This window comes from Neisseria sp. HMSC064E01 (assembly GCF_001808875.1).
In the GTDB taxonomy this organism is placed as follows: Bacteria; Pseudomonadota; Gammaproteobacteria; order Burkholderiales; family Neisseriaceae; genus Neisseria; species Neisseria sicca_A.
In genome coordinates, this window is sequence record NZ_KV794857.1 from 1 (window position 1) to 26,190 (window position 26,190).

Consider the following 26,190-nt stretch of genomic DNA (forward strand, 5'->3'; position numbering starts at 1 on the left):
AGCAGCGTTTCCTACACCGCCCCAACCAACGTTGAAAACCTGACTTTGACAGGCAGCAACAACATCTTCGGTATTGGCAATTATGGCAACAATACCCTGACCGGCAACAGCGGACATAATCGCTTGAGTGGCGAAGACGGCAACGACACTCTATACGGCATGAGCGGCGATGACACACTGTCAGGCGGCAATGGATATGACTACCTCAATGGTGGAGACGGTGATGACTATCTTGCAGGTGGCTTAGGTAGCGACACCATCGTCACAGGTGCAGGCAGAGACACCGTCGCCTTTACTGCATCAGATATCCGTGACGGCAGCACAGATCGTTTGACAGACTTCAACCCTTATATGGACAAACTCGACCTGTCTGCTATGCGTTCATTATTGAGTGGCAACAATGCGAATTTTAGCTGGTCAGAAATGTTCGTCAGCAACCCTTCTTATTACGATGTCGACCGCTCTTATCTCGTTTTTGATTCAGCACAGCAAACTCTTGCTTATCGTGCGGCAGGTGCAAGCAGTAATACTGTATTTGCAAAATTCGATAGCGACCAAACAGTATGGTTGAATGCATCCAATATCATCGGCTAAAGATTTACTAAAAAGAACTGACAGTTTGAAACGAATCTGCTTTTTAAATTCCAAAGCAAAGATTTAAAACAAACCTAAAACAAATCGTCAGTTCATTCTAAGCTGATTCAATACAAAACGTCGTCTGAAAACCCAATCACAGGTTTCAGACGACGTTTTAGTTTCTAAGATCCGTGTTGTTGACATCTACAAGATCTTTCGCCGAATCAGAAGCTCTCCCTCAAACTCAAGTTTCAAATCCTAAATTGACATAGAAGAAAATTGATTTAAGCAGTTGCTTGAAACTATATTTACCAATCAATTTAAAAGGTCGTCTGAAAACCTAAGTTTCACAGTAAAGTACATTGTGCCTATAAAAACTGCACCTTAGCGAATCTACTAAGGTGCGGTTTAATCCATTCTAAAGCCTAAAAAATCATTTCAGACGACCTTCTGAGTAATGATTTCTTAAATAATCAAACAAAGTCTCAGGAAAGTATCAACTATTTTTCTCTACTTTTTATTTGAAACCGGTTCGCAACCTGTATTACCGTTTTTAGTGGTTAACTTGGCTTTGGCTGATTCAGCATCGGTACATTTGTAGGCATTGCCCAAACTGTCCATCCAGACGGAAAGTTTGTAATTCGTCCCACTTTTCGGGGTGGCAAAAAGATAATAAGCCCTGCTGTTTTTAGCGTCCTTATTTTTCATTTCACCGCTGAAGTCGTATTTAGCCGCAACTTCAGATGTAGCATGATATTTTTTAAAAAACCCTGTATCTCCTTCAATTTCATCTTTCATTTTAAGGGCAGGGTTTTTAACCAGTTTGGTTTTCAAGGAATTATTGATGATAACCAATTCAGCATGCGCCTGAGATTGATAGCCGCGTTCAATGTAATGGATATAGGAAGGGTAAGCGATGGTACTGAGGATGCCGATGATAGCAACGACAATCAACATCTCAACCAGCGTAAACCCTTGAAATTTAGTGATAGACGTATTCATGATTTTATCTATTTATTCATTAGCCACATAGGATTGCAGCATGACTACCGTATTTTCGTTTTTTCCCCATGCTTTAGCAGTGACGCGATAAATGGTACGGTTGTCGGTAGAATTGGTGCTTAGGTATTCGATAATGTAGCGGGGGGGTTTTTTAGCCCCGCTATTTTTATCAAGCGGATACTCTCTACCATTAACATTAATACATTCTGTTTCTTTTTTAGAATATGAATCAAGACATTCTGCATGCTTTCTTTTCCAAGCTTCTTCAACTTTGCTCAGATCAGCCTCGCCTTTAACATCAATAATACCAGTTGGGGTAGTGTATTCTTTAACACTAAGCTGTTTAGCTCTACAAAGCCCCTTGGAACATTGATCATTAAAAATTTGAGTGCCTTCTTCAATAGAATAAATATCGTTTTCACCTTGACGCAATGCCGCTTCCGCAAGCGTCGTAGCAAATTTATGATCGGCATCATTAGTACTGATTCGCTGCTCGGTATTATAGGACTGGGTCGCAGTAACAACGAGCAAGGCGATGACGATCATGATCATCAGGACGATGAACAATGCGAAGCCTTTTTGTGCAGAGGCTTTAGCAGGATGGTTTAGAGTAATCGGTCTGCGCATTTGTTTCCTCCGCGTACAGTTGCGTTGATTTGATAGAGTTGAACTTTGTTTTCATCATTGCTTCCGCCTGCATTAATACTGCCGCTATTCAGCAGGAGTTCGATAGAGGCCGGGGCTTCATCATTAGACAGTGTCGAAGTATATTTAAATGTTTCATCTTTTGACTTATCCTCCCCCTGCTTCTGAGCATTTCCGACAGGAGTTGGGGCAGGGGCAGACGCAGATGCTACTTCACTTTCCTCAAATGTTTCAGGACAGCCTTCGGTATAAAAGTAATGAATACTCATACTTTCAATTCCCTTAATCAGCAACTGCGGATTACTCCACTCCCCTTTGTCTGTCAGTTGAAAACGGTAAAGACCTTTCTGCCCACCTGCCGTACCAACAGCGTAGGCATTTACCTCATGTTTCATGATGGAAATATTGCCTGCTTGGGAACCATCTGTCTTTAAAGCTGCTTTACTATCAGTAATTTGTTTTCCCGGTTTGGTAATGTTTGTGCAGCTGCTGGCCACTACTGTTGCTGCGGTTGGTGATGCGGTATCTATACCGTATTGGAAAATCAGCGCCTTACCGCTCTGTTCGAAGTCAGTCACACCTAAGGAATCTGTTTCTCTGACGGCAGGAAGCATTTTCCCACTACCTTTAAGTTTGAGAAAGTCCTTGGAGCCAGAATCAGCGATAACAGCTTGGGCATCATATGCCGACATATTGAAACAACCGAAGTTTCCAGCCATACGGGCATCACGTACGATCTGATTAGATGCGTTACGCAAATCCTGCTGAACATTTAAGCGCGCTGTGGCAGCAGTATTCAAACTGCGTGCAGTGAAATAGCTGGAGCTGACTGCCAACAGGACTATCATACTCAATGCGCTTGCCACAAGGAATTCAATCAGACTGAAGCCTTGCATACCTGCTTTTACCGGAATGTGTGGGCGGTTTTTATTATTCATTATTTTTCCCTTACGCGTACTTGGTAGGTGTAAATGATGGAATTTTCATATGTTTTGACGTCACTTGCGGCTTTACCGCCTTCTAAATCTTTAAGCCATAACACCTTGATAACTGTATCATATTCCTTATTAGCTTCTATTTTTTTGACGCAATTGTCGTGAAAAGTCCCGTCATAAGTTGGTTCAGTAGGTTCCTTAAGATCCTTAGTCAAACTATCTTGGCATACTGAGTAGTAGAACTCAGAGTCAGGAAGAGCTGCTTTCAGTTCATCATGAAATTTACCAAGCTGCGCTTTTGCCAACTCTTCTTTTTTCATACTCTCTTTCAGCGGTCCTTTTTTCAATGGTTCAGTAGAGGAATCACCGTATGTGGTGTAATAATCCTTATAATTTTTACACCACCCCCTACCATTCCTGCTATTGGTTGCCCCCTGTTTAGGGGTTGGGCATTCTACAAGCCTCGGATTAATCAACATCCCTTCCACCAAATTTTGGGTAAGTTGCGATACGATAGTCTGTCCTTCTGCTTCGCGTACGCTGGAAACGGTACGCAGTTGGATGGCAAGCAAAGCGAGAACGCCGATTGCGAGGACAAACATGGCAACCAATACTTCAATTAAAGTCATACCTGCTTGGTTAGGTTTGGAAAAATCTGAATAACAGGTTTTGGCGAAACTCGCTTTGCTCGTTTTCAGACGACCTTTTGTACGTAATGTCATGGGTTTCATGGAGCTATATTTTATTGTTGGGGTTGTTTGTTGGATTTTGCTTTAGATTCTGCATATTTACAGAGATCGCGTGAATCTGACTTGGCGCAGATTTCTACTCGTCCGCTACTGTCGACCAACACAATGCTGGCACGAGACTTTTTGGTGCTTTCTGTGGTTGCGGCGGAATCGGTCATGCTGATTTTGATATAGCCGTCCGAGTAGGTAAAATCAGTTTTTTTACTGGGTTTATTGACAGAATAGCCAAAAGTACCGTTCGGTTGAAATGCCCAAAAAACAGGCTGTGAATCAGAGTCTTTGCCACCGAATTTGACATGATCAAATTGGTAGGTGACTTTATTCGCATCCTTAGCGTTCAAGACGATAGTGCGCAGGAAAATATCTGCCCTATCATCATTGTAGTTAACATCACCACTCTTATCAGCATAGGCCAAGATGCCACTTTGATTGTATTTGGTATCACATTTATTGTCTGGAACCCCGTTTTTTCTGATTTGCACGGGACAGACATAGACAGGGAGATTGAGGCGGACTGCTTCGGCTCGCGCGAAACGCAAGAGATTTGCCACCTGCTCTGCCTGACTGGCAGCGCGGCGGGAGGCAATCCATTCGCTCATATTGGGAAGGGCGATAGTGGCCATGATGGCGGTAATAGCGATCACGACCAACAATTCGATTAAGGTAAAACCTTTTTGTTGTGCGTACATGAGTAGTAAAAACGTCTAGAGTTAAGTAATGTGTTTTGTCATCCGGCTTAGAATGTTTTTATCGCCGGTAATTATGCGGTTTGGCTCATTCTAAACGATATTGGGATGAATTGCCTAATAAAATATGAAATTTGCTTGGTTTTTAGGCTGATTTGTCTCAATCTTCCATCAATGCGGATTCGGGTATGTAGGCTGCATTGTCGAATTTGGTAAATTGTCCCATCCAAGTAAGGAATACCTTGCCGACAGGACCGTTACGGTGTTTACCGATAATACATTCCGCGAGACCTTTCATGGGCGATTCTTGGTTATAGTATTCATCGCGGTACATGAACATAATCAGGTCGGCATCCTGCTCGATGGCACCGGATTCCCGCAAGTCGGACATCATTGGGCGTTTGTCGGTTCGTTGCTCTACGGTACGGCTCAACTGCGACAAGGCAATGACGGGAACTTGCAGCTCCTTCGCCAAGGCTTTGAGAGAACGAGAAATTTCGCCAAGTTCTGAGGCGCGGTTGTCCGAGCGACCTGAACCTGCCATCAATTGCAGGTAGTCAATCACGATCAAGCCCAATTTTCCGTTGAACTGGCGTGCAAGGCGGCGGGCGCGGGCGCGCAGTTCGAGCGCGGTCAAGCCCGGTGTTTCGTCGATATACATAGGTGCATCGGAAAGCTTGACCACAGCTTCATTCAGACGACCCCAATGTTCATCTTCCAATCTGCCTGTCTTCAAAACGCTCTGATCAAGCCTGCCTACCGAACCCAGCATACGCATCACCAGTTGCGCGCCGCCCATCTCCATCGAAAATACAGCGACAGGCAGTTTGCCCTCTACGGCAACGTGTTCGGCGATATTGATCGAAAAGGCAGTCTTACCCATAGACGGACGACCCGCCACGATAATCAAATCGCCAGGCTGAAGTCCTGAGGTTTTTTTATCCAAGTCGATAAACCCTGTCGACACGCCGGTAACTTCATCCGGGTTATCGCGGGAATAAAGCATGTCGATGCGCTCGACCACTTCCTTCAGAAGCGCAGGCATTTCGAGAAAGCCCTGCTTGGACTTGGCGGTACTTTCCGCGATTTGGAACACCTTGTTTTCCGCTTCGTCTAAAAGCTGCCCTGCATCCCTACCTTGCGGATTGTAGGCGCTACGGGCAATTTCAGTTCCGACTTCGGCAAGCTGGCGCATGATAGAACGCTCGCGCACGATTTCGGCGTAGCGGCGGATATTTGCAGCGGACGGCGTGTTTTGCGCCAAAGTGATCAAATAATTGAATCCGCCCGCAGCCTCTAATTCTTCATTGCGCTCCAAACTTTCCTGAACGGTAATTACGTCGGCAGGACGGCTTTCGTTAATCAGATTGGCGATGGCACGGAAAATCAGGCGGTGTTCATGTCGGTAGAAGTCTTCACCGGTGACCACATCAGCGATTCTGTCCCAAGCCGAATTCTCCAGCAAAAGACCGCCCAAAACAGATTGCTCCGCCTCCATAGAATGCGGCGGCAGCGACAACGCGCTGACTTCGCGGTCTTCAGACGACGTATCGGGATAATCGTTCATGGCAGTTGCTCTTAGGCTGAAATGGGAATCCGCTATTATAGCGCAGTGGAAATTGGGTTGGCATTAGCTTTGTGCCAACTTAACTGCCATCAAGAAATAGATAGGTCGTCTGAAAATTTTCAGACGACCTTTTTGTTATAATTTCCCTTTTCCCCGAACTAGAAAACAGGTACAGGCGGCAATATGGAAGTCATCCAATACCCCGATTCCCCCTTCAAACTCCACCAACCCTTCCCGCCCGCCGGCGACCAGCCCACCGCCATTGCCGGCCTGCTCGAAGGGCTTTCAGACGGCCTTGCCTACCAAACCCTGCTCGGCGTAACCGGTTCTGGCAAAACCTACACCATGGCGAACGTCATCGCCCAAAGCGGCCGTCCCGCCATCATCATGGCGCACAACAAAACCCTTGCCGCCCAGCTTTATGCCGAAATGCGCGAGTTTTTCCCTGAAAACGCGGTGGAATATTTCGTCTCCTACTACGACTATTACCAGCCCGAAGCCTATGTGCCCAGCCGCGATTTGTTTATCGAAAAAGACAGCGCGATCAACGAACACATCGAGCAGATGCGCCTTTCCGCCACCAAAAACCTGATGACGCGCGACGACGTGATTATTGTCGCCACCGTGTCCGCCATTTACGGTATCGGCGACCCGACCGAATATCAACAAATGGTGTTGTCCGTCAAAGAAGGCGACACCATCGAACAACGCGACATCATCGCCACGCTCGTTTCCATGCAGTACGAACGCGGCGATTTGGACTTCAAACGCGGCAGCTTCCGTGTACGCGGCGACGTGATTGACGTGTACCCTGCCGAAAGCTCCGAAAACGCCTTGCGCATCAGCCTGTTCGACGACGAAATCGACCGCCTCGATATGTTCGACCCGCTTTCAGGCAGCCTGCACCAACGCGTCGGCCGCTACACCGTCTTCCCGTCCAGCCACTACGTTACCCCGCGCGACACCGTCTTGCGCGCCTGCGAGTCTATCAAAGAAGAACTGCGCGAACGCATCGAATTTTTCGCCCGCGAACAACGCCCTGTCGAACAACAACGCATCGAACAGCGCACCCGCTTCGACCTCGAAATGCTCTACGAAATGGGCTTCTGCAAAGGCATCGAAAACTATTCCCGCCACTTCTCCGGCAAAAAAGAAGGCGAACCGCCGCCCACGCTGATGGACTACCTGCCCGACAACGCCATCATGTTCATCGACGAAAGCCACGTTACCGTTACCCAAATCGGCGGCATGTACAAAGGCGACGCATCGCGCAAACAAAACCTCGTAGACTACGGCTTCCGCCTGCCTTCCGCCCGCGACAACCGACCGCTCAAATTCCACGAATTTGAAAAAGTCATGCCGCAAACCATCTTCGTCTCCGCCACCCCCGCCAAATACGAAGAAGAACACGCCGGACAAGTGGTCGAACAAGTCGTCCGCCCCACAGGGCTGGTCGATCCCCGAATCATCATCCGCCCCGTCGCAACCCAAGTCGATGACTTAATGAGCGAAATCAACGACCGCATCCAAAAAGGCGAACGCGTGCTCGTTACCACCCTCACCAAACGCATGGCGGAGCAACTCACCGACTATTACAGCGAACTCGGCATCAAAGTGCGATACCTGCATAGCGACATCGACACCGTCGAGCGCGTTGAAATCATTAGAGATTTGCGGCTCGGACTGTTTGACGTACTCGTCGGCATCAACCTCTTGCGCGAAGGCCTCGACATCCCCGAAGTCTCCCTCGTCGCCATCCTCGACGCCGACAAAGAAGGCTTCCTGCGCTCCCACCGCAGCCTAATTCAAACCATAGGCCGCGCCGCGCGCAACGTGAACGGCGTCGCCATCCTGTACGCCGACAAAATCACAGACTCCATGAAAGCCGCCATCGACGAAACCGAACGCCGCCGCGAAAAACAAATTAAATTCAACGAAGAGCACGGCATCGTGCCGCAACAGATTAAAAAACAGGTCAAAGATATCATTGATGGCGTGTACCACGAAGAAGACAGCGTCAAAGGTCGTCTGAAAGGCAAAAACAAAGTTAAAGTCGGCGAAATCCACAACGAAGAAGACGCGATTAAAGAAATCGCCAAACTGGAAAAGGCTATGCAGCAGGCGGCTAGGGATTTGCAGTTTGAAGAGGCAGCTGTTTTGCGTGATAGAATTCGAGGGATTAAGGAGAGTTTGTTGTTTGGGGCTGATTAGTTTTGCAAAATTTAGGAGATCAAAATGGAGAAAATCTTAGAGATAATTATTAAATACCTTGAAGAAGGCAACTATAAGATCGCAACAATAATCATAGGGTTATTGTTGCCAGTAGCTATTGTTTGGAAATCCAAAGATTTTTTAGAATACTGGTCTAATAGACAAAATTTTCGCCGGAGGCTTTTAGAAGAAATTATTAATAAAATACAAAAAACAGAAATAAAAAATTTCTTGGAGGGTGAGTTAATTAAAGAATATTTTGTCCGCGTATTTAAATTTAATGCGGAAGTTATATTTATAGAGAAATTGATTGATTTCCATTCCTTTTTAAATGGAGAGTTTACTTTTAATCAAATTATAAAGAGTAAGAGGTATATAAAATTCAAAGAAGGGAAACTTTCTATCAAGACTTCATTTGTTGATTGGGTAATAGATGCGCTAATATACTATGTGATTGCTTTTATATTATTTATATTCGCTGCATCAATAATATTGTTGTTAAATTTTGCATCTTGGCAATATAGTTTACGTGGGTTGTTTGTATTTATTGCGGGAGTAGTCATTTTTATTTTCAGTGTATTGATACGGATCCAAGCAATCCCATACGAAAATGCAAAAAAATTACAACTTAAATTAGAACAATTTGATAATCAACAATTAGACTATCATATTTAATAAATGTATATAATAAAATAAGCAAGCGTAGGTTGGGTCAAGACCCAACCTACATTTTGCTCAATTACCATATAATAAAAAGGTCGTCTGAAACCGATTTAACGTTTTCAGACGACCTTTGTTTCATTCCAAACAACAAATATAATCGCTCAAAGACTGGTTTCTTTCAGTTGGCTCGAACCCAACAAAATCCATTTTAAAAAGCATCTTCCCATCATGACCTATCCGCAAGCCCTGCAACAACTTCAATACTGGCTGACAAACAACCAAGCATCTCACTCAAACCATCTGAATTTCAATGTACATCCCCTTTCAACCGATGAATTGCAGGCGATACGCGAATATACGCAAAACAAGCTGCCTGAAAGCTATTATTTATTTTTACAGCAATGCGGCACGGGGGATTTTTTCTATTCATGGTACACCAGCGTGATAGATCAAGCCCTATCGCAAACGCCCAAAATAGAAATCTACAACCTCGCCCAACTGAAAGAGCAAAATTTCTATTACCAACAACTATTGAGCGAAGAACTTGACAACCTACCGCCCGACGAACAACCCGACATAGGCGAAATCTTTATCATCGGTGCGCATCACAGCATGGGAGATTGGTTCGGCTTCGACCTATCTCGCGCCGAACCCAATTTCGACATTTTTATCCACGATGCTGCCAATCCCGCCACCTATGCCGAAGAAGCCGAATGGCGGCGATTTGAAGACTGGATCATCCGTTGCGTGAAAAGCGAGGGCGAAGATACACTCTAACTGGCGTAAATATCCGCTCTACGCTTGCCGCCCCTGTTTTCCATACCTCTAAAGACGCCTTTAAGACTGTTTGAAAATTATCCGAAACAGCCGTAAATCTGGTTCGAACGCACCCAGTTAAGATAAACGACCAAATTATTTTGATGAAACCCAAACAATACCGCCGCTTTTCCCTTCAAAAAGAAAAGACGACACGCATCAAACGCGTGTCTCCGCTCAGTCCTGCTTATTGCGGTAATATTGCCCACCTGATCCGCCTGTACCTGCGGATTTGCCGCAATCCCTATCTGCATCTGCCGCGCGTACGCGCCAACCACACGCCGTGGCATTTTATCGAACTGGACGGTCATTTTTATTTGGATTTAGGACTGGGTTTGCCGGCTGGCTTCAGCGAATGGAACTTTACCCTTCAAACCTGCCAACTGCCCGCTTGTCTGCAACAGGGTGATGACGAGGCTGAAGAGCATTTCTGCGACATTCTGAAGGCAATGTTGATGATGTTTTACCTGCCCGTTTTTGCGCTCAAACAACCCCAATCCTGCGTCTGTAACAAAACCGTGCTGCTTCCTGAAGCCGCCAACCCTCCGCAAAACGATGAACAACGCACCAACCTGATTCAAAAGTTATTTTTTAACAGCCATATAACTGATGCGCGTCATAGGCTGATACAAAAAGGTGGCGTTCTCTATTTTGTATTGGACGAAACCAACCCCGCCAAACGCCGCCCGCTGCGCGAATTGATAGATGAAATGAACATCCGCCCTCAAGCAAGCGAACCCGAACGGCAAAAAATGCAAACCGTCATGGCGTTTTATCGCGAAATGGCTGATTTTCTGCAATCCGGGTTACCGAAACAAATAAACGGAACAACCCAAAACATTAAGGTCGTCTGAAACCATGTATTACGAACTTCATCTCACCTCCACGCCGCAGCCCTCTTCCGCCCTTCCCCGTTTTCAGACGACCTGCACCGACTTGGGCGGTAAAGCCGTGCTAATCGAGCTGCCCGAGGGCGCGCATCCTCAGCAGCCGATGTTTTCTGCCGTGATACAGTCGGACGATTATCATGCTGTCCGGCAGTATGTGCATATGCTTGCCAACCGCTTCGCCGCGCAAGGCTTTACCATCGTGCGTGAAAAAATTGAAATTCCTGCCGATTGTGCCGCCCGTTTTCAGACGACCTATCCAAACGAAAAACCCTGTTATTTCGAATGGCACGGCAAGGTGCGCCATGAGGCTGAAGAGTTGCCCGCCCTGAATGCTTACTGCTCCCGCAACCATGCTCATCTGTCACGCAACACTTTACGCCACACGCCTGACCAACGGTTTATTACCGTACGCCATTCGAGTGATTACACGGAGTTTGTCCAGCGTGTAGAAAAATTGTTGCACGGTCTGCCCGATTCGGTCTCGCTGATCAAACAACAATTTGAATATTGTGTGTATGATGGCAATTTGGATTTAGACAAAGGGTGGACGCATTAAAAGAACTCTTCGGGTCGTCTGAATCCCCAATCTCCGACGAACAGCATATCTAGGCCTTTGTCTTAATTTATAACTTACCCCAAAAATATCATGAATCCCATCGAACTCTACGCCCTTCAGTATCCCGACCTTTCCGAAACCCGACTGCTGGAGCTTATCGCCCAAGAAGCATTTATCCGCCGCGCCGCCAACTTGGATTTCCCTTTTATGCTCAAAGGCAGCCACGTTACGCGCCAATATTTTCCCAACCTTCGAATGCGTCTGCCTGCCGACTTGGATTATGTGATGTTGCCGTATAAAGAAGACTATCAATCAGCGGAAAACAGTCTGAACAAATGGGCGGAGGCTGTAACCACCGCCTATGCCTATGATGGCGTGACGTTCACACCATTCTCCCAAAATCCCTTTTGGCGCAACGTGGATTACGCCATGTCGGACGATTTCCCCACCACCAATACCGATTTGACCTGCACCATCAACGGCCAACTCGTAGAATTAAGTGTTGATGTATCGTTTAATCTGGATTTGCCCTTCGAACCTGACTACTACACCGTATTCAATACGGCGATGGACCAATTTACGCTGCCCTACTCCGTACCGCTCGCCCCGCAAATCGCATGGAAGCTGCATCAAACCCTCGTCCGTCCGCGCTTTAAGGACTTATATGACTTGAGTTATCTCGTTCAACACATTCAAGGCGACACCAATCTGATTGAACAAATATTAGAAATACTCGCCGCCGAATGCCGCCGCGACCGAATCCCGCTACGAAACATACGACATCTGTTTTCGGGTAATCTGCATGATATTTTTTGCCATTACGATGCACACCACACCTATGCCAAAAATCTCCGCAAAGACTGGGACTACCAACGTAAAACATATGAATTTTCCTATATCTGCCCGCAAATACCGGATGATTATCAAACTGTGTTTGAACAATATGTACAAAGCCTGCGCGAAGCCGGGCTGACTTTGGACAATCTTGTCTTGCCGCAATAAAGTTCGGGTTGTCTGAAAATGATTTTTCAGACGACCTCTCAGAAAGGAGCATTATTATGGGAATCCTCATTTTTAAAACCGACAAAACGAAATGGCAGAAAATGCTCATAGCTCTGTTAGGTTTATTTTTCTTAACTACGGCAATAGCCGGAGAAAATATGAATTTTCGTTCGAGTAAAAATGATAGCGATGTTTTAAGATTGGCTCATGCAAAAGCATTGGAAAGTAAATTAATTGGAGAGGAAGGGTTGGAATCCAAGCAAAGCAATAGCTTTGAAAGACTGAATAAAGAAGGAAATAGGGACAAATTTAGAAAGTTATATCATGAATCAGAAAATATTCATGGGAAGATATATGCTTTAGTTTGGTTTTTCGATAATGATAAAAATCTGTACAGAAGATATAAGAATGAATTAAACCAAAATGAACACGTAATGATTCATCACGCAGATGTTAAATTGATCTCCCCGCTGTCTGATGTTTTCCCACTGATTGAATCAGGCTATTTAAAGAAACATATTTTATATTGAATGATCTGCGAATCATATTTGGGGTAAAACATCTATTCTTCGGGCAAAAACGGTTATATGCAAAAGGTCGTCTGAATCTAATTTTCAGACGACCTTTTTACCATTTTCAACCCTATTGAGGCTGCACGTTGAAAGGCATATCGATTTTTTGCCATTGCGCGCTTTCGTAGTCGAGTGCGGCGGCGATTAGGGGGTGTTGTTCGAGCCAGTTTTGGCTGATACGCAGGATGAAGCCTTTTCCGGTTTCGTCGGCACGCAGTTGGGTTTGCGGCGGCAGATCCAAAGGCAGGCGGGCGCGGCAGAAAAGTGCGGCGAGGCGCAGGGAAAGGACGGCGTACCAAAGCATTTCGCTGCTGCCGACGATATCCGCCATTTTTTTCATGTCGCCGCGGTGTCCGATGACCAGTTGCGCGAGTATGGTTTGTTCTTTGCGGGAGAATCCGGGCATATCGGCGTTTTCGAGAATGTAGGCAGAGTGTTTGTGGTAGCCTGTGTGGGCGATGTCGAGTCCGATTTCGTGCAGTCTGCCTGCCCAGCCGAGGTATTGTTGCCATTGGGCAAGGTCTTGGACGGTTACGTTTTTGGCGTGGCACAGGCTGTCCATAAAGGCTTGCGCGGTTTCGGCGACACGTTTGGCTTGGTTGAGGCTGACGTGGTAGCGGTTTTGGAACTCGGCGGTCGTCTGATCGCGCATGTCTTCGTTCAAACCGCGTCCGATCAGGTCGTAGAACACGCCGTCACGCAGGGCGGCTTCGGTAACGGTCATTTTAGTGAGTTCGAGTTCTTCAAACGCCGCCATCATGACTGCCAGTCCGCCAGCGAACACTTCTACGCGTTCGGGCTTGAGACTTTCGAATTTGGCTTTTTTGACGGAACCGGCTTCAATGATGCGGTCGGCGAGGTAGCGCATGCCTTTGTAGGTGATGTCGGCTTCTTGTGGAAACTCGGCGGCGATGAGGTCGCGGATGGATTTGGCGGAGCCGGATGTGCCGATGGCGAAATCCCAGCCTGTGCGCTTCATCATTTTGCTGATGCGCTGGATTTCGTTGCGTGCGGCGGAGATTGCTGCTTGGAAATCTTTGGCGGTGATTTTGTTTTGGAAGAAACGCAGGCTGTAAGTGACGCAGCCCAAAGATAAGCTCTCTGTAGCGAGTGGATGCAGGTCGGAACCGATAACAAATTCGGTTGAGCCGCCGCCGATGTCGATGACGAGCATTTTGTCGCCGTTGGGTGGTAGGGTGTGGACAACGCCGGTGTAAATAAGGCGGGCTTCTTCACGGCCGGCAATGATTTCGATGGGGAAGCCCAGTGCGGCTTCGGCTTTGGGTAGGAATTGGGCGATATTTTTTGCTACGCGGAAGGTGTTGGTCGCCACGACGCGCACTTGTTCGGGTCTGAACCCGCGCAGCCGTTCGCCGAATTTTGCCAAACAGTCCAAGGCGCGTTCTTGGGATTCTTCGCTGAGGTTTTTATGTTCGTCCAAACCGGCGGCAAAGCGCACCATTTGTTTGAAGGAATCAATGATTTTTAGTTGTCCGTTGTTGTTTTCGCAAACTTGGAGGCGGAAGCTGTTGGAACCTAAATCGACGGATGCCAGGACGTTGGTGGGCGTAGTGGTCATAAAGAGATACCGGTGGATAAACGAAGGTCTAATGTTACTCTGTCCCGCCGTTGATTGACAATATCGCAGATCAACTTTAAACCGCCGCAATTCTACTTCAGGTCAATCCATTCATAAATGATGCACGCTGCCTTTGATTCTGCACGGAGATATTCTTATAATATCCGTTTTGCAAACGTCAAAAGGTCGTCTGAAAACGAAAATAGTTTTTTCAGACGACCTTTAAACCGACTAAACGAATGACACTACACATGAAAACGGAAAACCTGATCCTCACACCCGAATCCCTGTCCCGCCGCCGCTTTTTACTGGCTGGCGGCGCATTGCTGCTCAGCCCTGCCGCTGCGCTCGCCGGCGCGCAACGTGAAGAAACGCTTGCCGACGATGTCGCTTCGGTCATGCGCAGCTCTATCAACAATGTCAACCCGCCGCGCCTCGTGTTCGCCGATCCAAACGAAGGCGAACGCTGGCTGGCGGCGATGTCCTCCCGCCTTGCCCGCTACGTTCCCGATGCCGCCGAACGCCGCCGCCTGCTGGTCAACATCCAATACGAAAGTAGCCGCGCGGGGCTGAATACCCAAGTGATTTTAGGGTTGATCGAAGTCGAGAGCGCGTTCCGCCAATACGCTATCAGCGGCGTCGGCGCGCGCGGGCTGATGCAGGTAATGCCGTTTTGGAAAAACTATATCGGCAAACCTTCGCACAACCTGTTCGACATCCGCACCAACCTGCGCTACGGCTGCACCATCCTGCGCCATTACAACAATATCGAAAAAGGCAACATCGTCCGCGCTTTGGCGCGCTTCAACGGCAGCTTGGGCAGCAACAAATACCCCAACGCCGTCTTAGGCGCGTGGCGCAACCGTTGGCAGTGGGGTTGAATCGCGGTTTATAGACGGCTGCGGTCTGTTCAAATGCAAACCCTTTTGAATCCTGTATAATCCGCACATCTATCAATTTCAAAATTTCAGACGACTTCTGAATCCTACGGGGTCGTCTGAAAAACCGTTTATGGCAAAAGACAACCGCATCCAAATGTTCCCGCACGAATGGCGTGCCAGCACCACTCTCTCCGGCGTTTACGCACTGCGTATGCTGGGGATGTTCTTGGTTCTTCCCGTTTTGTCCTTATATGCCGCCTCATTGCCCGGCGCGGAAAACAACAAAACCTTGGTCGGTCTGGCAATGGGCATCTACGGACTGACACAGGCTTTGCTGCAACTGCCTTTGGGCATCGCTTCCGATAAGTTCGGACGCAAAAAAACCATTTATGTCGGACTGATTGTCTTTGCCGCCGGTAGTTTTCTTGCCGCCGCTGCCAACTCATTGCCCATGCTGGTTGCCGCGCGCGCCATCCAAGGGGCAGGCGCAGTCAGTGCGGCAGTGACCGCGCTGCTTGCCGACTTGACCCGAGACGGCGTGCGTACCCGCGCAATGGCGATGATAGGCTTAAGCATAGGCTTGACCTTTTCCGTCAGCCTGGTGGTTGCGCCGATGATTGCCGACATTATCGGCGTTCCCGGATTGTTTATGCTGACCGGTATCCTGACCGTCATCAGCATAGGCGTTGTCGCTTGGATGACACCCGACCCCGAAGTGTCCAAGCTGCACGAAGACACACAGGCGCAGCCCTCGCGCATGGGCGAAGTCCTCCGCGACCGCCAGCTTCTCAATCTCGATTTCGGCATTTTCGCGCTGCATGCCGCGCAAATGGCGTTGTTCACCGCCCTGCCTTTTGCCATGACGCAGCTCGGTTTGGAAAAAATCCAGCATTGGAAAGTCTATCTGCCCTCGACCATTACGGGGCTGGTGATTATGATTCCCCTCATCATCATCGGCGAAACCCGCAACAAGCTCAAACAAGTCTTCATTCTCGGCATCGCCTGCATCGCCGCTGCGCAGATCGGCTTATTGTTCGGCATGCACTCGATTTGGCTCATTACCGCCTATCTGATTGTTTACTTTATCGGCTTCAACGTATTGGAAGCCAGCCTGCCGTCCATGGTGTCTAAGATTGCGCCATCCGATTTGAAAGGCACGGCAATGGGCGTTTACAATACCATGCAGTCCGTCGGGCTGTTTGTAGGCGGCGCAAGCGGCGGATGGCTGTTTCAACAATACGGCTTTGCAGGCGTTTTCACCTTTTGCAGCGCGTTGATGTTGCTATGGCTGGTCATCGCCGTACTCGCACCCGCGCCCAAACCCGTCAAAAACCTCAGCTATCCCGTCAGCTCCGCATGGAAGGAAAAACACGATTCACTCTACCAAGCATTATCCCAAGTCGAAGGCGTCGAAAGCATCGCCTTTAGCGCAGACAAACAAACCATTTACATCAAGGCGTTGCAAAAAGGATTTGACCAAGAGGCCGCCGAAAACATCATCACAGGAGTTTAAAAAATGTCATTAAACAAAGTCATCCTTATCGGCCGTCTCGGTCGCGACCCCGAAGTCCGCTACATGCCCAACGGTGAAGCCGTCTGCAATTTCAGCGTCGCCACCAGCGAAACCTGGAACGACCGCAACGGCCAGCGCGTAGAACGCACCGAGTGGCACAACATTACCATGTACCGTCGTCTCGCCGAAATCGCCGGGCAATACCTGAAAAAAGGCAGCCAAGTGTATCTGGAAGGCCGCATCCAAAGCCGTAAATACCAAGGCAAAGACGGCATCGAACGCACCGCATACGACATTATCGCCAACGAAATGAAAATGCTCGGCGGCCGCAACGATAACAGCGGCGGCGCACCTTACGACGACGGCGGTTACAGCCAAGGCGGCTACCCACAACAAGCGCCACAGCAACAATATCAAGCCGCACCGCAAAACCAAGAACCCCCTGCCGCCCCCCGCCGCCAAGCTCCCGCCGCACCGGCAGCCCCTGTCGAAGACATCGACGACGATATTCCGTTCTGAGTTACATATAAGAAGAATATGTAAAATATAATTCAAAAGCACCAAGAGAAGCCCTTTAAAACAGGGCTTCTATTTTTTTACATTAATCTTTACAGATTGCATTGAATTCGTTAGTATTTATATATATTAATTTTGCAAATTTAAGCATCATGTATAAATTGGAGACGGTCCTTTTCCAAAATGGAGAACGTTTTCCCCTTTTGGTTAACAAAGAAACAGGGATACCTGATTTCTATTCGACGTTATGGGTTACAGTAGAACTGCGGTATCACTGTGCTGTAAATACGATTAGGAATAAATTAGGGGTTATACAGTGGCTAATGGATTGGGAACAGAATAATAAATTAATCATTAGCGAAATGCTTCAAAAAGAAATAGTTCCTACTGAAAGTGAATTAGAGACTCTTATCAGGCATATGAAGCTGAATGCAGTAAAACAAAAAAAAACTAATTGTACGAAAAGAAAAATTATAAAAAAAGTACAAACTCAATTTATTAAAATTTTTCCATCTGTTTCTTTAAATCATCAGTACAATAGGCTAACAGTGCTTTCAGAATATATTTTATTCTTATCTAAAGTAATTAGAGTTTCTAGTGAATACCAAGAAAAGTTAGCTAATTTGCTTTTATTAATTAAAGCTTCAAAACCTAAAAATCATAAAAATTTTACTGTAAGAGTAAATGAAGATTTATCTAATGGATTGTTAGATGAATTTATGTCTATTGCTAATTATTCTAACCCTAATAATCCATTCCAAAATATAGGTATCAAAAAAAGAAATTACCTGATGTTTATATTATTAAAAGAACTAGGGATAAGACGTGGAGAGCTTTTATCAATCCAGATTCCATTTATCGAGATAGGAACAACTAAACCATTTATTTTAATAAGACGAACTCATGACGATAAATTTGATTCAAAAAAAACACAGGCTGTAAGTAAAACTAAAGAGAGACGTCTTCCTATTTCACAGAAAATAGCTCAACTCATTGATGATTACATTATGAATTACCGTTCTAAAATTCCAAATGCAAATAAACATCCATATTTGTTCGTAACTCATCGGAAAGGGAAAACTCAAGGGAATCCTATTAGTACAAGTTCATTTGATAATGTTATTGTGCCAACAATGAAAAAAGTTGATCCAAAATTTTCTGTTATTCATCCACACATTTTTCGTCATGAGTGGAACTTAGATTTTTCAAAAAAAATAGATAAAAACAATCAGAGTGTAAGTAATGATTTTTACCATAAAGATTTTATTTCACCAGAAAAAGAAGCAAAAATGAGGCAACACCTTATGGGACATGTATCAGAAAAATCTGGAGATGTTTATAATCAACGTTATATTCGAGAAAAAGCTAATAAAATACTATTAGAACTTCAAACTGAGTTTCAAAAAAAAGTTGACAATTATGAGCCAGAAGAAAATTCTTAGACAATCAAGAGATGGATATGCGTTTTATGAAAATGAAAACTCTTGGCGTATAAGTAAAGATATTAAACTAAATTTCTCTCAAGCTGTATTGAATATAGATAAAAAAACATTAAATAGCTTTAGAAAAACATTAGCTATCTATGCTGAAAAATACTCTAGCTACCATACTATTAATATGTACAATAGATTTCATGAATTAGTAGTTAATACGCAACTAAAAACCATTGATACTTATACGCTATTAAATTGGAAAACCAACTTAGGAAAAGAACGTGAATGGTATTTAGGTTCATTAAAAGGTTTTTTGCTCTCGTGGTACGAGTATGGTTATTATGGAGTTGATAAAGCTGTTGCATCTCTACTAGAAAGCTTTACTTTGAGTGGAAATGATAAAGGTAAATCGGTAATAATGAGATGCCCTTATACGGGAGCATTTACTGAAAATGAAATTTTAGCTTTAATGACAGAGCTGGCTAGACTTTGGAAAGAAGATCTTATTTCATTTGAAACATATACATATATCCACTTACTTCAAGCTACTGCAAGAAGACCTATTCAAATACGACATTTAAAATTTGAAGACTTGAAAAAAGAAGCTTCTCAAGGAACATGGAATTATTTCCTAAATATACCTAGTGCTAAAAAGAGAGGTGGGTTATTTAGAAAAACATTTAAAAAGATTGCTATTACAGAGGACTTGTATTTAGTTCTCTTAAACTTTTTAGAATATCAGTATAAAAAATTGCTTAGCCTAGTTGATGAAACATTTATATCAGATTATAAAATGAAATTACCAATGTTTATTGATTGGCGTTTTCTGAAGAATAATATAAAAAATAGGAATTTTGATCTTTCATTATTAGAATTAGATATTTTTCATTACTCGAGCTCTTCATTAGAACTAAATGTATTACGAAAATTCTGTATACATCAAAAAGCTGTTTCAGAGCGAACAGGTGAAATTATTCATGTTAATGCAAGACGTTTTCGTCATACAAGGGGGACTAACCTAGGGAGAAAAGGAGTTGGTGCAGCGATTATAGCAGAACTACTAGATCACTCAGATACACAAAATGTGAAAGTCTATACTGAAAATACAGCGGATACAGTGCAATATATTGATCGCGTTATGGGTGCTGAAATGGGAAAACTAGCCCAAGCATTCGTTGGCAGAATTATTTCTAATTTGAATGAAAGTGAGAGAGGATTTGATCCAACATCTTTAATAACTAATAACGGAGTAGATACTATAGGCGCATGTGGGACGAATGATTTTTGTATAACTGGTTATGAGACTTGTTATTTATGTCCTAAATTTAGACCTTTGGTTGATGGTCCACATCAACAAATATTAAATAAACTGTATAAAGAGAAAGAAGAACGTTTAAGAAGAACTAAAAGTATAGATTATGCATCTTCTAAGGATCGTATTATATTGGCTGTTGAATATGTTGTTCAAGCGTGTAATGAAATGAAAAAAAATATGGAGGCTCATTAATTATGAATAATACAATTTTTTTCCAAGTACATGAGAATCCAAAATCCAGTTTAGAAAATTTTATCACTTTCTGTAGAAACAAACTTACAGCTTTCGGAAGTGATTGTTGGGACAATAATCAATGGAGAGATACCTTTAATCTTCACAACATTCAAGTTCGTTTTTCCACAGATAGGGTTAAATCTACATCCTATCAATATGAGCCGTTATCTGAACCATTTATTGATTTTGCTAAAGCATACATTCGTTATGTTTATTCTCAGCAACCAGTTCGTCAATTATCACGGCATCTTGAGTCATTACGTATGGTTGAAATGGCTTTATACAATGTAAAAGACAATTGCGATATATTACAACTCGATAATTTAGTCATTAATGAAGTTGAAACCCTTGTATTGAAAAAATATAAAAAAGATACTGAATCAGTCAATAAATTAGGATATCAACTTGAGAAGTTATTTGATTTTTGTCGTGAAAATGGTATTACTCCAAATTTGTCTTTATGGAATAACCCATATAAACGTCCTAGAGATTTAACGATATTGCTTGATGAAAGAGGAAAAGAATACCGTTCAAGTAAAATGCCAACAGATGAAGAAATGATGTTGGTAGCCAAACTCTTTCATGATGCACCAAATTTAGATAAAGAAACTGAGTATTATACAGCAGTTATGGCTCTACTTATGGTTGCTCCATCTCGTTGTTCTGAGTTGATGTCTTTATCTGTTAATTGCTTAGAATGGGAAGAAGATAGCCTAGGAAATAAGCAATTAGGTATTCGATGGATACCTGCAAAAAATGGAAAAGAGGGTTTGAAATGGGTTCCTAGTAGCATGCAAGATGTGATTATTGAAGCAGTCAAACGTTTAACAGATATAGGAGCTTTAGCAAGAAAAGCAGCAAAGTTTGCGGAAGAAAATCCGAACACGGTAATGATATCACCAGATCAAGGTATGCAAGTATCCCATTATTTACCTCAAAAACCTTTAACTGAAATAGAAATAGGTAAGGTTTTAGAAATTAATGGAAAGCATGGGATTAAAACTAAGTGGTTTGAAAAGTTAATGAAAGAAAATAGTGGTGTTATAACTCCCAATGTTTTAGGGAAATACTTATACGAAAAATATACCTCAAAATTCAATTACTGGCCATATATTGATAAAAATAAAAACGTTAAAGCTTCTGAAGCCTTATTATTATTCAGAGAAAATGAATTTCATGATAATTTTCTCCCTAAAAAATTTTCTTTTATATTACCAACAGTAAATCTTATTAATGATAGATTCTGCTATTCTGATACACGCCCTAAAACATCATTATGGGAAAAGCATTGTATAACTACTTCGAAAGGAGAGTTTGTTAGATTGCTATCACACAATGCAAGGCATTGGTTAAGTACAAAAGCTGAGAGAGGTGGAATGGATGAATTAACTTTAGCGAACTGGGCAGGGAGGGCTAGAATTGCAGATAATAAGGCTTATGATCACAGGACAGAAGAAGAAAAAAGTGAAGCAGTTCGGAATTTACTTATTCCCGAGTATGCTTCACTTTTAGATAAAATTCATTTAAATCTTCCAGTAACCTATGAAGACTTAGGAAAAAATAGAATTGGAATTGCAACTATAACGGAAATAGGCATTTGTGAACATGATTATGCAATGTCGCCATGCTCTCGCCATGGGGATTGTGAAACATGTAAAGAACTCGTTTGTATTAAAGGATTAGAATCATCTTTAGAAATATTAAAGCTTAGAGAAATTCAACTTACAGAACAATTTAATAAAGCGAGAGAGCACCATAAATTAGGTGTTTTTGGTGCAGATCGGTGGATAAGTAATTTGGGATGGAGATTAACACATATAAAAACCAAAATTGCATTTTTAGAAAATCGGGAAATTCCAAATGGATCATTATTACGAATTCCTGATGAGTATGACCCTTCCCCAGTTAAATTAGCTTTACAGGAAAAAGGAATGGATATAGACATTCTAGAACCAGATACAGCTAAATTAGACAATGATTTGTATAGACTAATGGAGTTATAATATGCCCAAAATTCTTGTTACAGAAGAACGTTTAGAAGACATTATCATGTTAATTAAGACCTGGGAAGGTAAATTAACTTGGGAATTACTTTGCCACAAAGTTTCAGAATTATTAAATGTTAAAAGTATTGAAAGACAATCCCTAGCTAATTATTCAGATATACAAGGGGCATTTAGCAAACAAAAACATATACTTAAAGAAAAAGCAAAAGCTAACCCAGAACCGAATGTAACAATGGATTATCTGCAAAAGCAAGTTAAGAATTTAAAAGCTCAGGTACAACGTTTGGAAGAAATTAATGAGCGATATAAACAGCAATTTATTGTATGGCAATATAATGCATATATGCATGGTATGACCCAAGTTACTTTAAATAAGCCTCTTATTGCTGTTAACCGTCAACGTAGGTAATTTATAGGATGTAAGGTAAATTATTTTTACTATAGTAGTCTCTACAAAAGATCGTCTGAAAATCAATTTTCAGACAATCTCTTCACACCTATTAAACTTCTTGATGGGTAGAGTAGAAGACAATTTTCGTCAACATCTACTTCTTCCGGGCAGAGAGATACAGCAGTTTAATGGCGCGTCAAACACTATTATACTGAACTACTTTCCGCTCAAGCCCGCACCGCAGCTTGCAGCAGCCTCCACTAAATCTTAATTTTGTTAACAATATGGATTCGCTCAGCTTCGCTCACGTCTTGCCGGAGACAAGCACGCGGCCATGTATGCAAAAATTTAAGACTGCTGCATGATCATTAATCCCAAAGGTATTCCAAAAATAATTGTCCAAACTGGTTATCGGAACAGGAGCGCGATTGAAGTGTAACGCGAAATTTCAGGCAATCTGCATACCTCGCAATGACTGTGGCTGTCTAAACCCCGCCATTTCAGGAATGAACCATGCCCAACACCCCCATCTCATCCGAACATCCCCACGACAGCACCCTATCCCCCTGCATGCTCACCGACTGGACATTCACGTGCTACCACACGCCCGGTAAATCCGAGTATGCCGTGGTGTACGGCACAGTCGTCCAAGATGGTTCGGGACGTTTTACCGCAGGCAGCCGAATCCGCACCTCGCCCGTTACCCTATGGGCGGCACCGCTGGCTCATACGCACAACTCGGTATATTGCCTGCCGGAAGGTGCAGGTTGCTTTTGCGACCTGCCTGCAACCTTGCAGCCTGCCATCGACTGTTTGGGTATCGACCCTGCCGAAGCGGCCGTTATCCTGCAAAACGCCTTCATGCAGCCTGCACATACCTTGCCTGAAACCGCCTGTTTCGGCGTTCCGGTGATGCAGCCGGCAGGACAGGGCGATTGTCCGGTCGTCATGGAACGCCACATCGCCGAATTGCCGTTCTACCTGTTTTGGCGGGACAGCAGCATCGGTTCGGCCCAAAGCCTGATAGACGGACAAGCCGCCGTGTTTCTGCACGATTGGAACGCATTCTGCCGACGGTTTGTTCGTACCGGCAGACACCGCGGCCAAACCGGCCACACAGGCGACAAAGCCGCAGATGGCCAATACAGCTATTTCGGCCTGCCGATTGTGCATACGCCAGGACAAGACAATGCCCCTGCCGTACCGGAAGCCGACATCGCCAAACTACCGTTTTACACCTATTGGCACACCGCCTGCGCTTCCGATGTGCACCGGTTAGCAGACGGCAAACGCGTTGTGCCCCTTGCCGATTGGGAAGCCTTCTGCCAACGGTTGGTATTGACCGGCAGATAGGCGGGCAAAAAAAGTGCAGGCTGCTTTTTATCGCCCCAACTCCGTTTCAGACGACCTCTAAAGCAGCCTGCACCTTATTTTTCATTGTCAGATGACCAGAAACCGAGTATCCCATGCCTCAAACCTATTTCACAGCCGACTGGCACTTCTCCCATCCCAACATCGCCCGATACTGCCCGCAATTTCGCCTGCAAAGCGATAACGCCGACGAGTTGAACGAATACCTGATCGACTGCTGGAACCGCGTCGTTACCCCGCAAGACACTGTGTACAACCTCGGCGATGTCTGCTTTGCCAAAAAGCCCGCACACATCGAAGCCGTGCTGCAACGGCTTAACGGGCAACACCATTTGATTTACGGCAACCACGACTACCTGATTCGGCAAAACGAAGCACATTTCCTCAACACGCGCAAAGCCGACGGCCATCCGTTGCTCTCGTCCGCCAGCCATTACCTGCGGCTCAAACTGCCCGAAATCGGCAATACCGCGATTTTGTGCCACTATCCCTTATACGAATGGGACGGCATCCACCACGGCCTATACCACCTCTACGGCCATCTGCACGACCGCATGGCCGCCGTCAAAGGGCGTGCCCTCAATGTCGGCTGGGATATGCACGGCCGTTTCCTGACCGAACAAGATATTGACAGCTTCCTGCGCGACCTCCCTGCCGTTCAGTATTTCGACGACAAGCAAAACGTTATTGTCGGCAACAGCACGGAAGATGCGGCTGCAAAAGTTCGGGCGAGATTGACAGCATTGAATGAATGAGCTTTTATTTTAGAGATGAATTTTCAGGTAGCCTTGAATAGTGCAGGCTGCCTGAAAAACAGTCGGCAAAACAAAAGGACGGGTTTTCAATCCGTCCTTTTTGCATCAGCAATACCGCCAAGTGTCCCGCATGAAATGAATGATCTCGTTTAACGGCACAGGCGTAAGCGTAAACTGCTTGTCCCTCCTGTTGTGTAGGAAAACGTTGCGTTGTTTACACCACAGGTTGAGAAAAATAAGCCTGCAAGACCTCAAACGGCGTATCGCCGTTCAAACTGCGGTGCGGCTTCACAGTGTTATAGAAATTAACAAAGCGGCACAACTCCTTTCGCCGGTGTTCCGGACTGTCAAACAACTGTTTCTCATGCCACATCTCCATCAGGGTGCGGATAACCCGTTCCGCCTTACCGTTGGTCTGCGGACGGGCAACCCGGGTAAACTTTTGACCAATCCCGTTCTCATAACAAGCTACACCGAAAGCATGGTTGGCCGAGCCTTTATATTCCGTACCGTTGTCGGAGTAAACGCACTCAATCAGGTATGGGCAGGGATCAATCAGGTGTTCAGTCAGAAACTTGGCGGCACTGTCTGCAGTTTTGTCCGGCAAAATGGCGGCGTATAGCTCCCTTGAGAAATCGTTGATGGCAACAAACAGGTAATCCCGCTTATCGGTGGCTTTCTGCCCTTTGAGCAGCGGCAGCCGTTTGGTATCGAGATGTACCAGCTCTCCGGGGTAGGATTTATTGTAGCGTTTGGCCTGCCTTTTGAGTTTTTCCTGAATGCCGCGTTCTACCTTGGCCAGGCGTTTCATTCCGTACTTTGCCTGTTTGAAACGGTTGTTGGTACTGGTTTGGGGTTTGAGCAGTCTGCCTCTTGCGGCTTTAAGTGCGCGGTAAATAGTGATGCGGCTGACTTGGTAGTGGCGTGCCGGGGAGGTGACGCTTTCCTTCCCCTGCGTGTAGGCCAGCCAAATGGCTTGGCGGTGGTGCGGGGTGAGACGGGTGTTTTTGTGCATGTTCATGTTTCAGTATTCTCCTGGAAATACTGTAAACAACGCTACTAGTTTCTACAAATAAGGGATCCGGGCCGCCTTTTAGGCGGCAACAGGCACACTTAGCCTGTTAGCCGCTTTCAACAGGTTCAAACACATCGCCTTCAGATGGCTTTGCGCACTCACTTTAATCAGCCCGAAATAGGCTGCCCGGGCGTAGCGGAATTTACGGTGCAGCGTACCGAAGCTTTGTTCGACCACATAACGGGTTTTCGATAAATACCGGTTACGCTTCGTTTGATTTTCCGTCAGCGGACGGTTACGGTGGGCTTTGC

General features: G+C 45.1%; 25 protein-coding genes and 1 pseudogene. 17 read left to right on the plus strand and 9 right to left on the minus strand.

Features of this window, described 5'->3' with window-relative positions:
* Positions 1 to 594, plus strand: a pseudogene (locus HMPREF2572_RS00055) (calcium-binding protein); the annotation flags it as partial.
* A gap of 492 nt (positions 595 to 1,086) precedes the next feature.
* On the opposite strand, the gene HMPREF2572_RS00060 reads toward HMPREF2572_RS00055, so the two are convergent.
* From HMPREF2572_RS00060 to dnaB, 6 genes are all read right to left on the minus strand, one after another.
* Positions 1,087 to 1,578 carry a PilX family type IV pilin gene (locus HMPREF2572_RS00060; RefSeq protein ID WP_070495238.1) on the minus strand — a complete coding sequence of 164 codons (492 nt, stop codon included), beginning with the start codon at positions 1,576 to 1,578 and terminating at the stop codon, positions 1,087 to 1,089.
* Between the two features lie 12 nt (positions 1,579 to 1,590).
* Positions 1,591 to 2,205: a pilus assembly PilX family protein gene (locus HMPREF2572_RS00065; protein WP_070495239.1), complete on the minus strand. Its 615-nt coding sequence runs from the start codon at positions 2,203 to 2,205 to the stop codon at positions 1,591 to 1,593.
* Positions 2,184 to 3,161 (minus strand): PilW family protein, encoded by a 978-nt coding sequence (locus HMPREF2572_RS00070; protein ID WP_070495241.1) that lies wholly within the window; start codon positions 3,159 to 3,161, stop codon positions 2,184 to 2,186. The genes HMPREF2572_RS00065 and HMPREF2572_RS00070 overlap by 22 nt, the downstream gene beginning before the upstream one ends.
* Entirely contained in the window at positions 3,161 to 3,889 is a 729-nt protein-coding gene (gene pilV, locus HMPREF2572_RS00075; RefSeq protein ID WP_083294100.1) for a type IV pilus modification protein PilV, read from the minus strand. Before pilV ends, HMPREF2572_RS00070 begins: the two co-directional genes overlap by 1 nt.
* An 11-nt stretch (positions 3,890 to 3,900) precedes the next feature.
* Positions 3,901 to 4,596: a pilus assembly FimT family protein gene (locus HMPREF2572_RS00080; protein WP_003756725.1), complete on the minus strand. Its 696-nt coding sequence runs from the start codon at positions 4,594 to 4,596 to the stop codon at positions 3,901 to 3,903.
* Positions 4,597 to 4,753: 157 nt separating this feature from the next.
* Positions 4,754 to 6,160 carry a replicative DNA helicase gene (dnaB, locus tag HMPREF2572_RS00085; RefSeq protein ID WP_003764236.1) on the minus strand — a complete coding sequence of 469 codons (1,407 nt, stop codon included), beginning with the start codon at positions 6,158 to 6,160 and terminating at the stop codon, positions 4,754 to 4,756.
* Positions 6,161 to 6,343: 183 nt separating this feature from the next.
* On the opposite strand from dnaB, the gene uvrB reads away from it, so the two are divergent.
* The 7 genes from uvrB (at position 6,344) to HMPREF2572_RS00120 (ending at position 12,828) form a co-directional block, all read left to right on the plus strand.
* Positions 6,344 to 8,371 carry an excinuclease ABC subunit UvrB gene (gene uvrB / locus HMPREF2572_RS00090; protein ID WP_070495243.1) on the plus strand — a complete coding sequence of 676 codons (2,028 nt, stop codon included), beginning with the start codon at positions 6,344 to 6,346 and terminating at the stop codon, positions 8,369 to 8,371.
* A 24-nt stretch (positions 8,372 to 8,395) separates the two neighbouring features.
* Entirely contained in the window at positions 8,396 to 9,046 is a 651-nt protein-coding gene (locus HMPREF2572_RS00095; protein ID WP_070495245.1) for a hypothetical protein, read from the plus strand.
* 216 nt (positions 9,047 to 9,262) lie between these two features.
* Entirely contained in the window at positions 9,263 to 9,811 is a 549-nt protein-coding gene (locus tag HMPREF2572_RS00100; RefSeq protein WP_070495247.1) for an SMI1/KNR4 family protein, read from the plus strand.
* A 143-nt stretch (positions 9,812 to 9,954) separates the two neighbouring features.
* Positions 9,955 to 10,704 (plus strand): hypothetical protein, encoded by a 750-nt coding sequence (locus HMPREF2572_RS00105; protein WP_070495249.1) that lies wholly within the window; start codon positions 9,955 to 9,957, stop codon positions 10,702 to 10,704.
* A gap of 4 nt (positions 10,705 to 10,708) precedes the next feature.
* Positions 10,709 to 11,296, plus strand: coding sequence for a hypothetical protein (locus tag HMPREF2572_RS00110; protein ID WP_070495251.1), 588 nt, complete (start codon positions 10,709 to 10,711; stop codon positions 11,294 to 11,296).
* Between the two features lie 90 nt (positions 11,297 to 11,386).
* A complete protein-coding gene (locus tag HMPREF2572_RS00115; protein WP_070495253.1) occupies positions 11,387 to 12,298 on the plus strand; it encodes a nucleotidyl transferase AbiEii/AbiGii toxin family protein in 912 nt (303 codons plus the stop codon).
* 56 nt (positions 12,299 to 12,354) lie between these two features.
* Complete coding sequence (locus tag HMPREF2572_RS00120) at positions 12,355 to 12,828, plus strand: hypothetical protein (RefSeq protein WP_070495255.1); 474 nt, start codon at positions 12,355 to 12,357, stop codon at positions 12,826 to 12,828.
* Positions 12,829 to 12,940: 112 nt separating this feature from the next.
* Here the strand turns inward: HMPREF2572_RS00120 and ppx are convergent, their stop codons facing one another.
* Positions 12,941 to 14,449, minus strand: a complete 1,509-nt coding sequence (gene ppx / locus HMPREF2572_RS00125; RefSeq protein WP_070495257.1) for an exopolyphosphatase — start codon at positions 14,447 to 14,449, stop codon at positions 12,941 to 12,943.
* 251 nt (positions 14,450 to 14,700) lie between these two features.
* Between ppx and HMPREF2572_RS00130 the strand changes: the two genes are divergently transcribed.
* The 9 genes from HMPREF2572_RS00130 (at position 14,701) to HMPREF2572_RS00170 (ending at position 24,864) form a co-directional block, all read left to right on the plus strand.
* A complete protein-coding gene (locus HMPREF2572_RS00130; protein WP_070441231.1) occupies positions 14,701 to 15,330 on the plus strand; it encodes a lytic transglycosylase domain-containing protein in 630 nt (209 codons plus the stop codon).
* 130 nt (positions 15,331 to 15,460) lie between these two features.
* Positions 15,461 to 16,843, plus strand: a complete 1,383-nt coding sequence (locus tag HMPREF2572_RS00135; protein ID WP_070495260.1) for an MFS transporter — start codon at positions 15,461 to 15,463, stop codon at positions 16,841 to 16,843.
* Positions 16,844 to 16,846: 3 nt separating this feature from the next.
* Entirely contained in the window at positions 16,847 to 17,362 is a 516-nt protein-coding gene (locus HMPREF2572_RS00140; RefSeq protein ID WP_016688069.1) for a single-stranded DNA-binding protein, read from the plus strand.
* 320 nt (positions 17,363 to 17,682) lie between these two features.
* Complete coding sequence (locus tag HMPREF2572_RS00145; RefSeq protein WP_246827725.1) at positions 17,683 to 18,801, plus strand: site-specific integrase; 1,119 nt, start codon at positions 17,683 to 17,685, stop codon at positions 18,799 to 18,801.
* Positions 18,779 to 20,299: a site-specific integrase gene (locus HMPREF2572_RS00150; protein ID WP_193564208.1), complete on the plus strand. Its 1,521-nt coding sequence runs from the start codon at positions 18,779 to 18,781 to the stop codon at positions 20,297 to 20,299. The genes HMPREF2572_RS00145 and HMPREF2572_RS00150 overlap by 23 nt, the downstream gene beginning before the upstream one ends.
* 2 nt (positions 20,300 to 20,301) lie before the next feature.
* The gene (locus tag HMPREF2572_RS00155; protein WP_070495264.1) at positions 20,302 to 22,344 is read left to right on the plus strand and encodes an integrase; all 2,043 of its coding nucleotides are present in this window, start codon (positions 20,302 to 20,304) and stop codon (positions 22,342 to 22,344) included.
* 1 nt (position 22,345) lies between these two features.
* Positions 22,346 to 22,756 carry a hypothetical protein gene (locus HMPREF2572_RS00160; RefSeq protein WP_003756631.1) on the plus strand — a complete coding sequence of 137 codons (411 nt, stop codon included), beginning with the start codon at positions 22,346 to 22,348 and terminating at the stop codon, positions 22,754 to 22,756.
* A 552-nt stretch (positions 22,757 to 23,308) separates the two neighbouring features.
* On the plus strand, positions 23,309 to 24,091 hold the full coding sequence (locus tag HMPREF2572_RS00165; RefSeq protein WP_029609556.1) for a hypothetical protein: 783 nt from the start codon (positions 23,309 to 23,311) through the stop codon (positions 24,089 to 24,091).
* A gap of 113 nt (positions 24,092 to 24,204) precedes the next feature.
* The gene (locus tag HMPREF2572_RS00170; protein ID WP_070495266.1) at positions 24,205 to 24,864 is read left to right on the plus strand and encodes a phosphoesterase; all 660 of its coding nucleotides are present in this window, start codon (positions 24,205 to 24,207) and stop codon (positions 24,862 to 24,864) included.
* 214 nt (positions 24,865 to 25,078) lie between these two features.
* On the opposite strand, the gene HMPREF2572_RS00175 is transcribed toward HMPREF2572_RS00170, so the two are convergent.
* Together HMPREF2572_RS00175 and HMPREF2572_RS00180 are read right to left on the minus strand one after the other, a co-directional pair.
* Complete coding sequence (locus HMPREF2572_RS00175) at positions 25,079 to 25,885, minus strand: IS481 family transposase (protein ID WP_003755186.1); 807 nt, start codon at positions 25,883 to 25,885, stop codon at positions 25,079 to 25,081.
* 72 nt (positions 25,886 to 25,957) lie between these two features.
* On the minus strand, positions 25,958 to 26,190 hold a 233-nt coding region (locus HMPREF2572_RS00180; RefSeq protein WP_148132248.1), incomplete at its 5' end, for a transposase.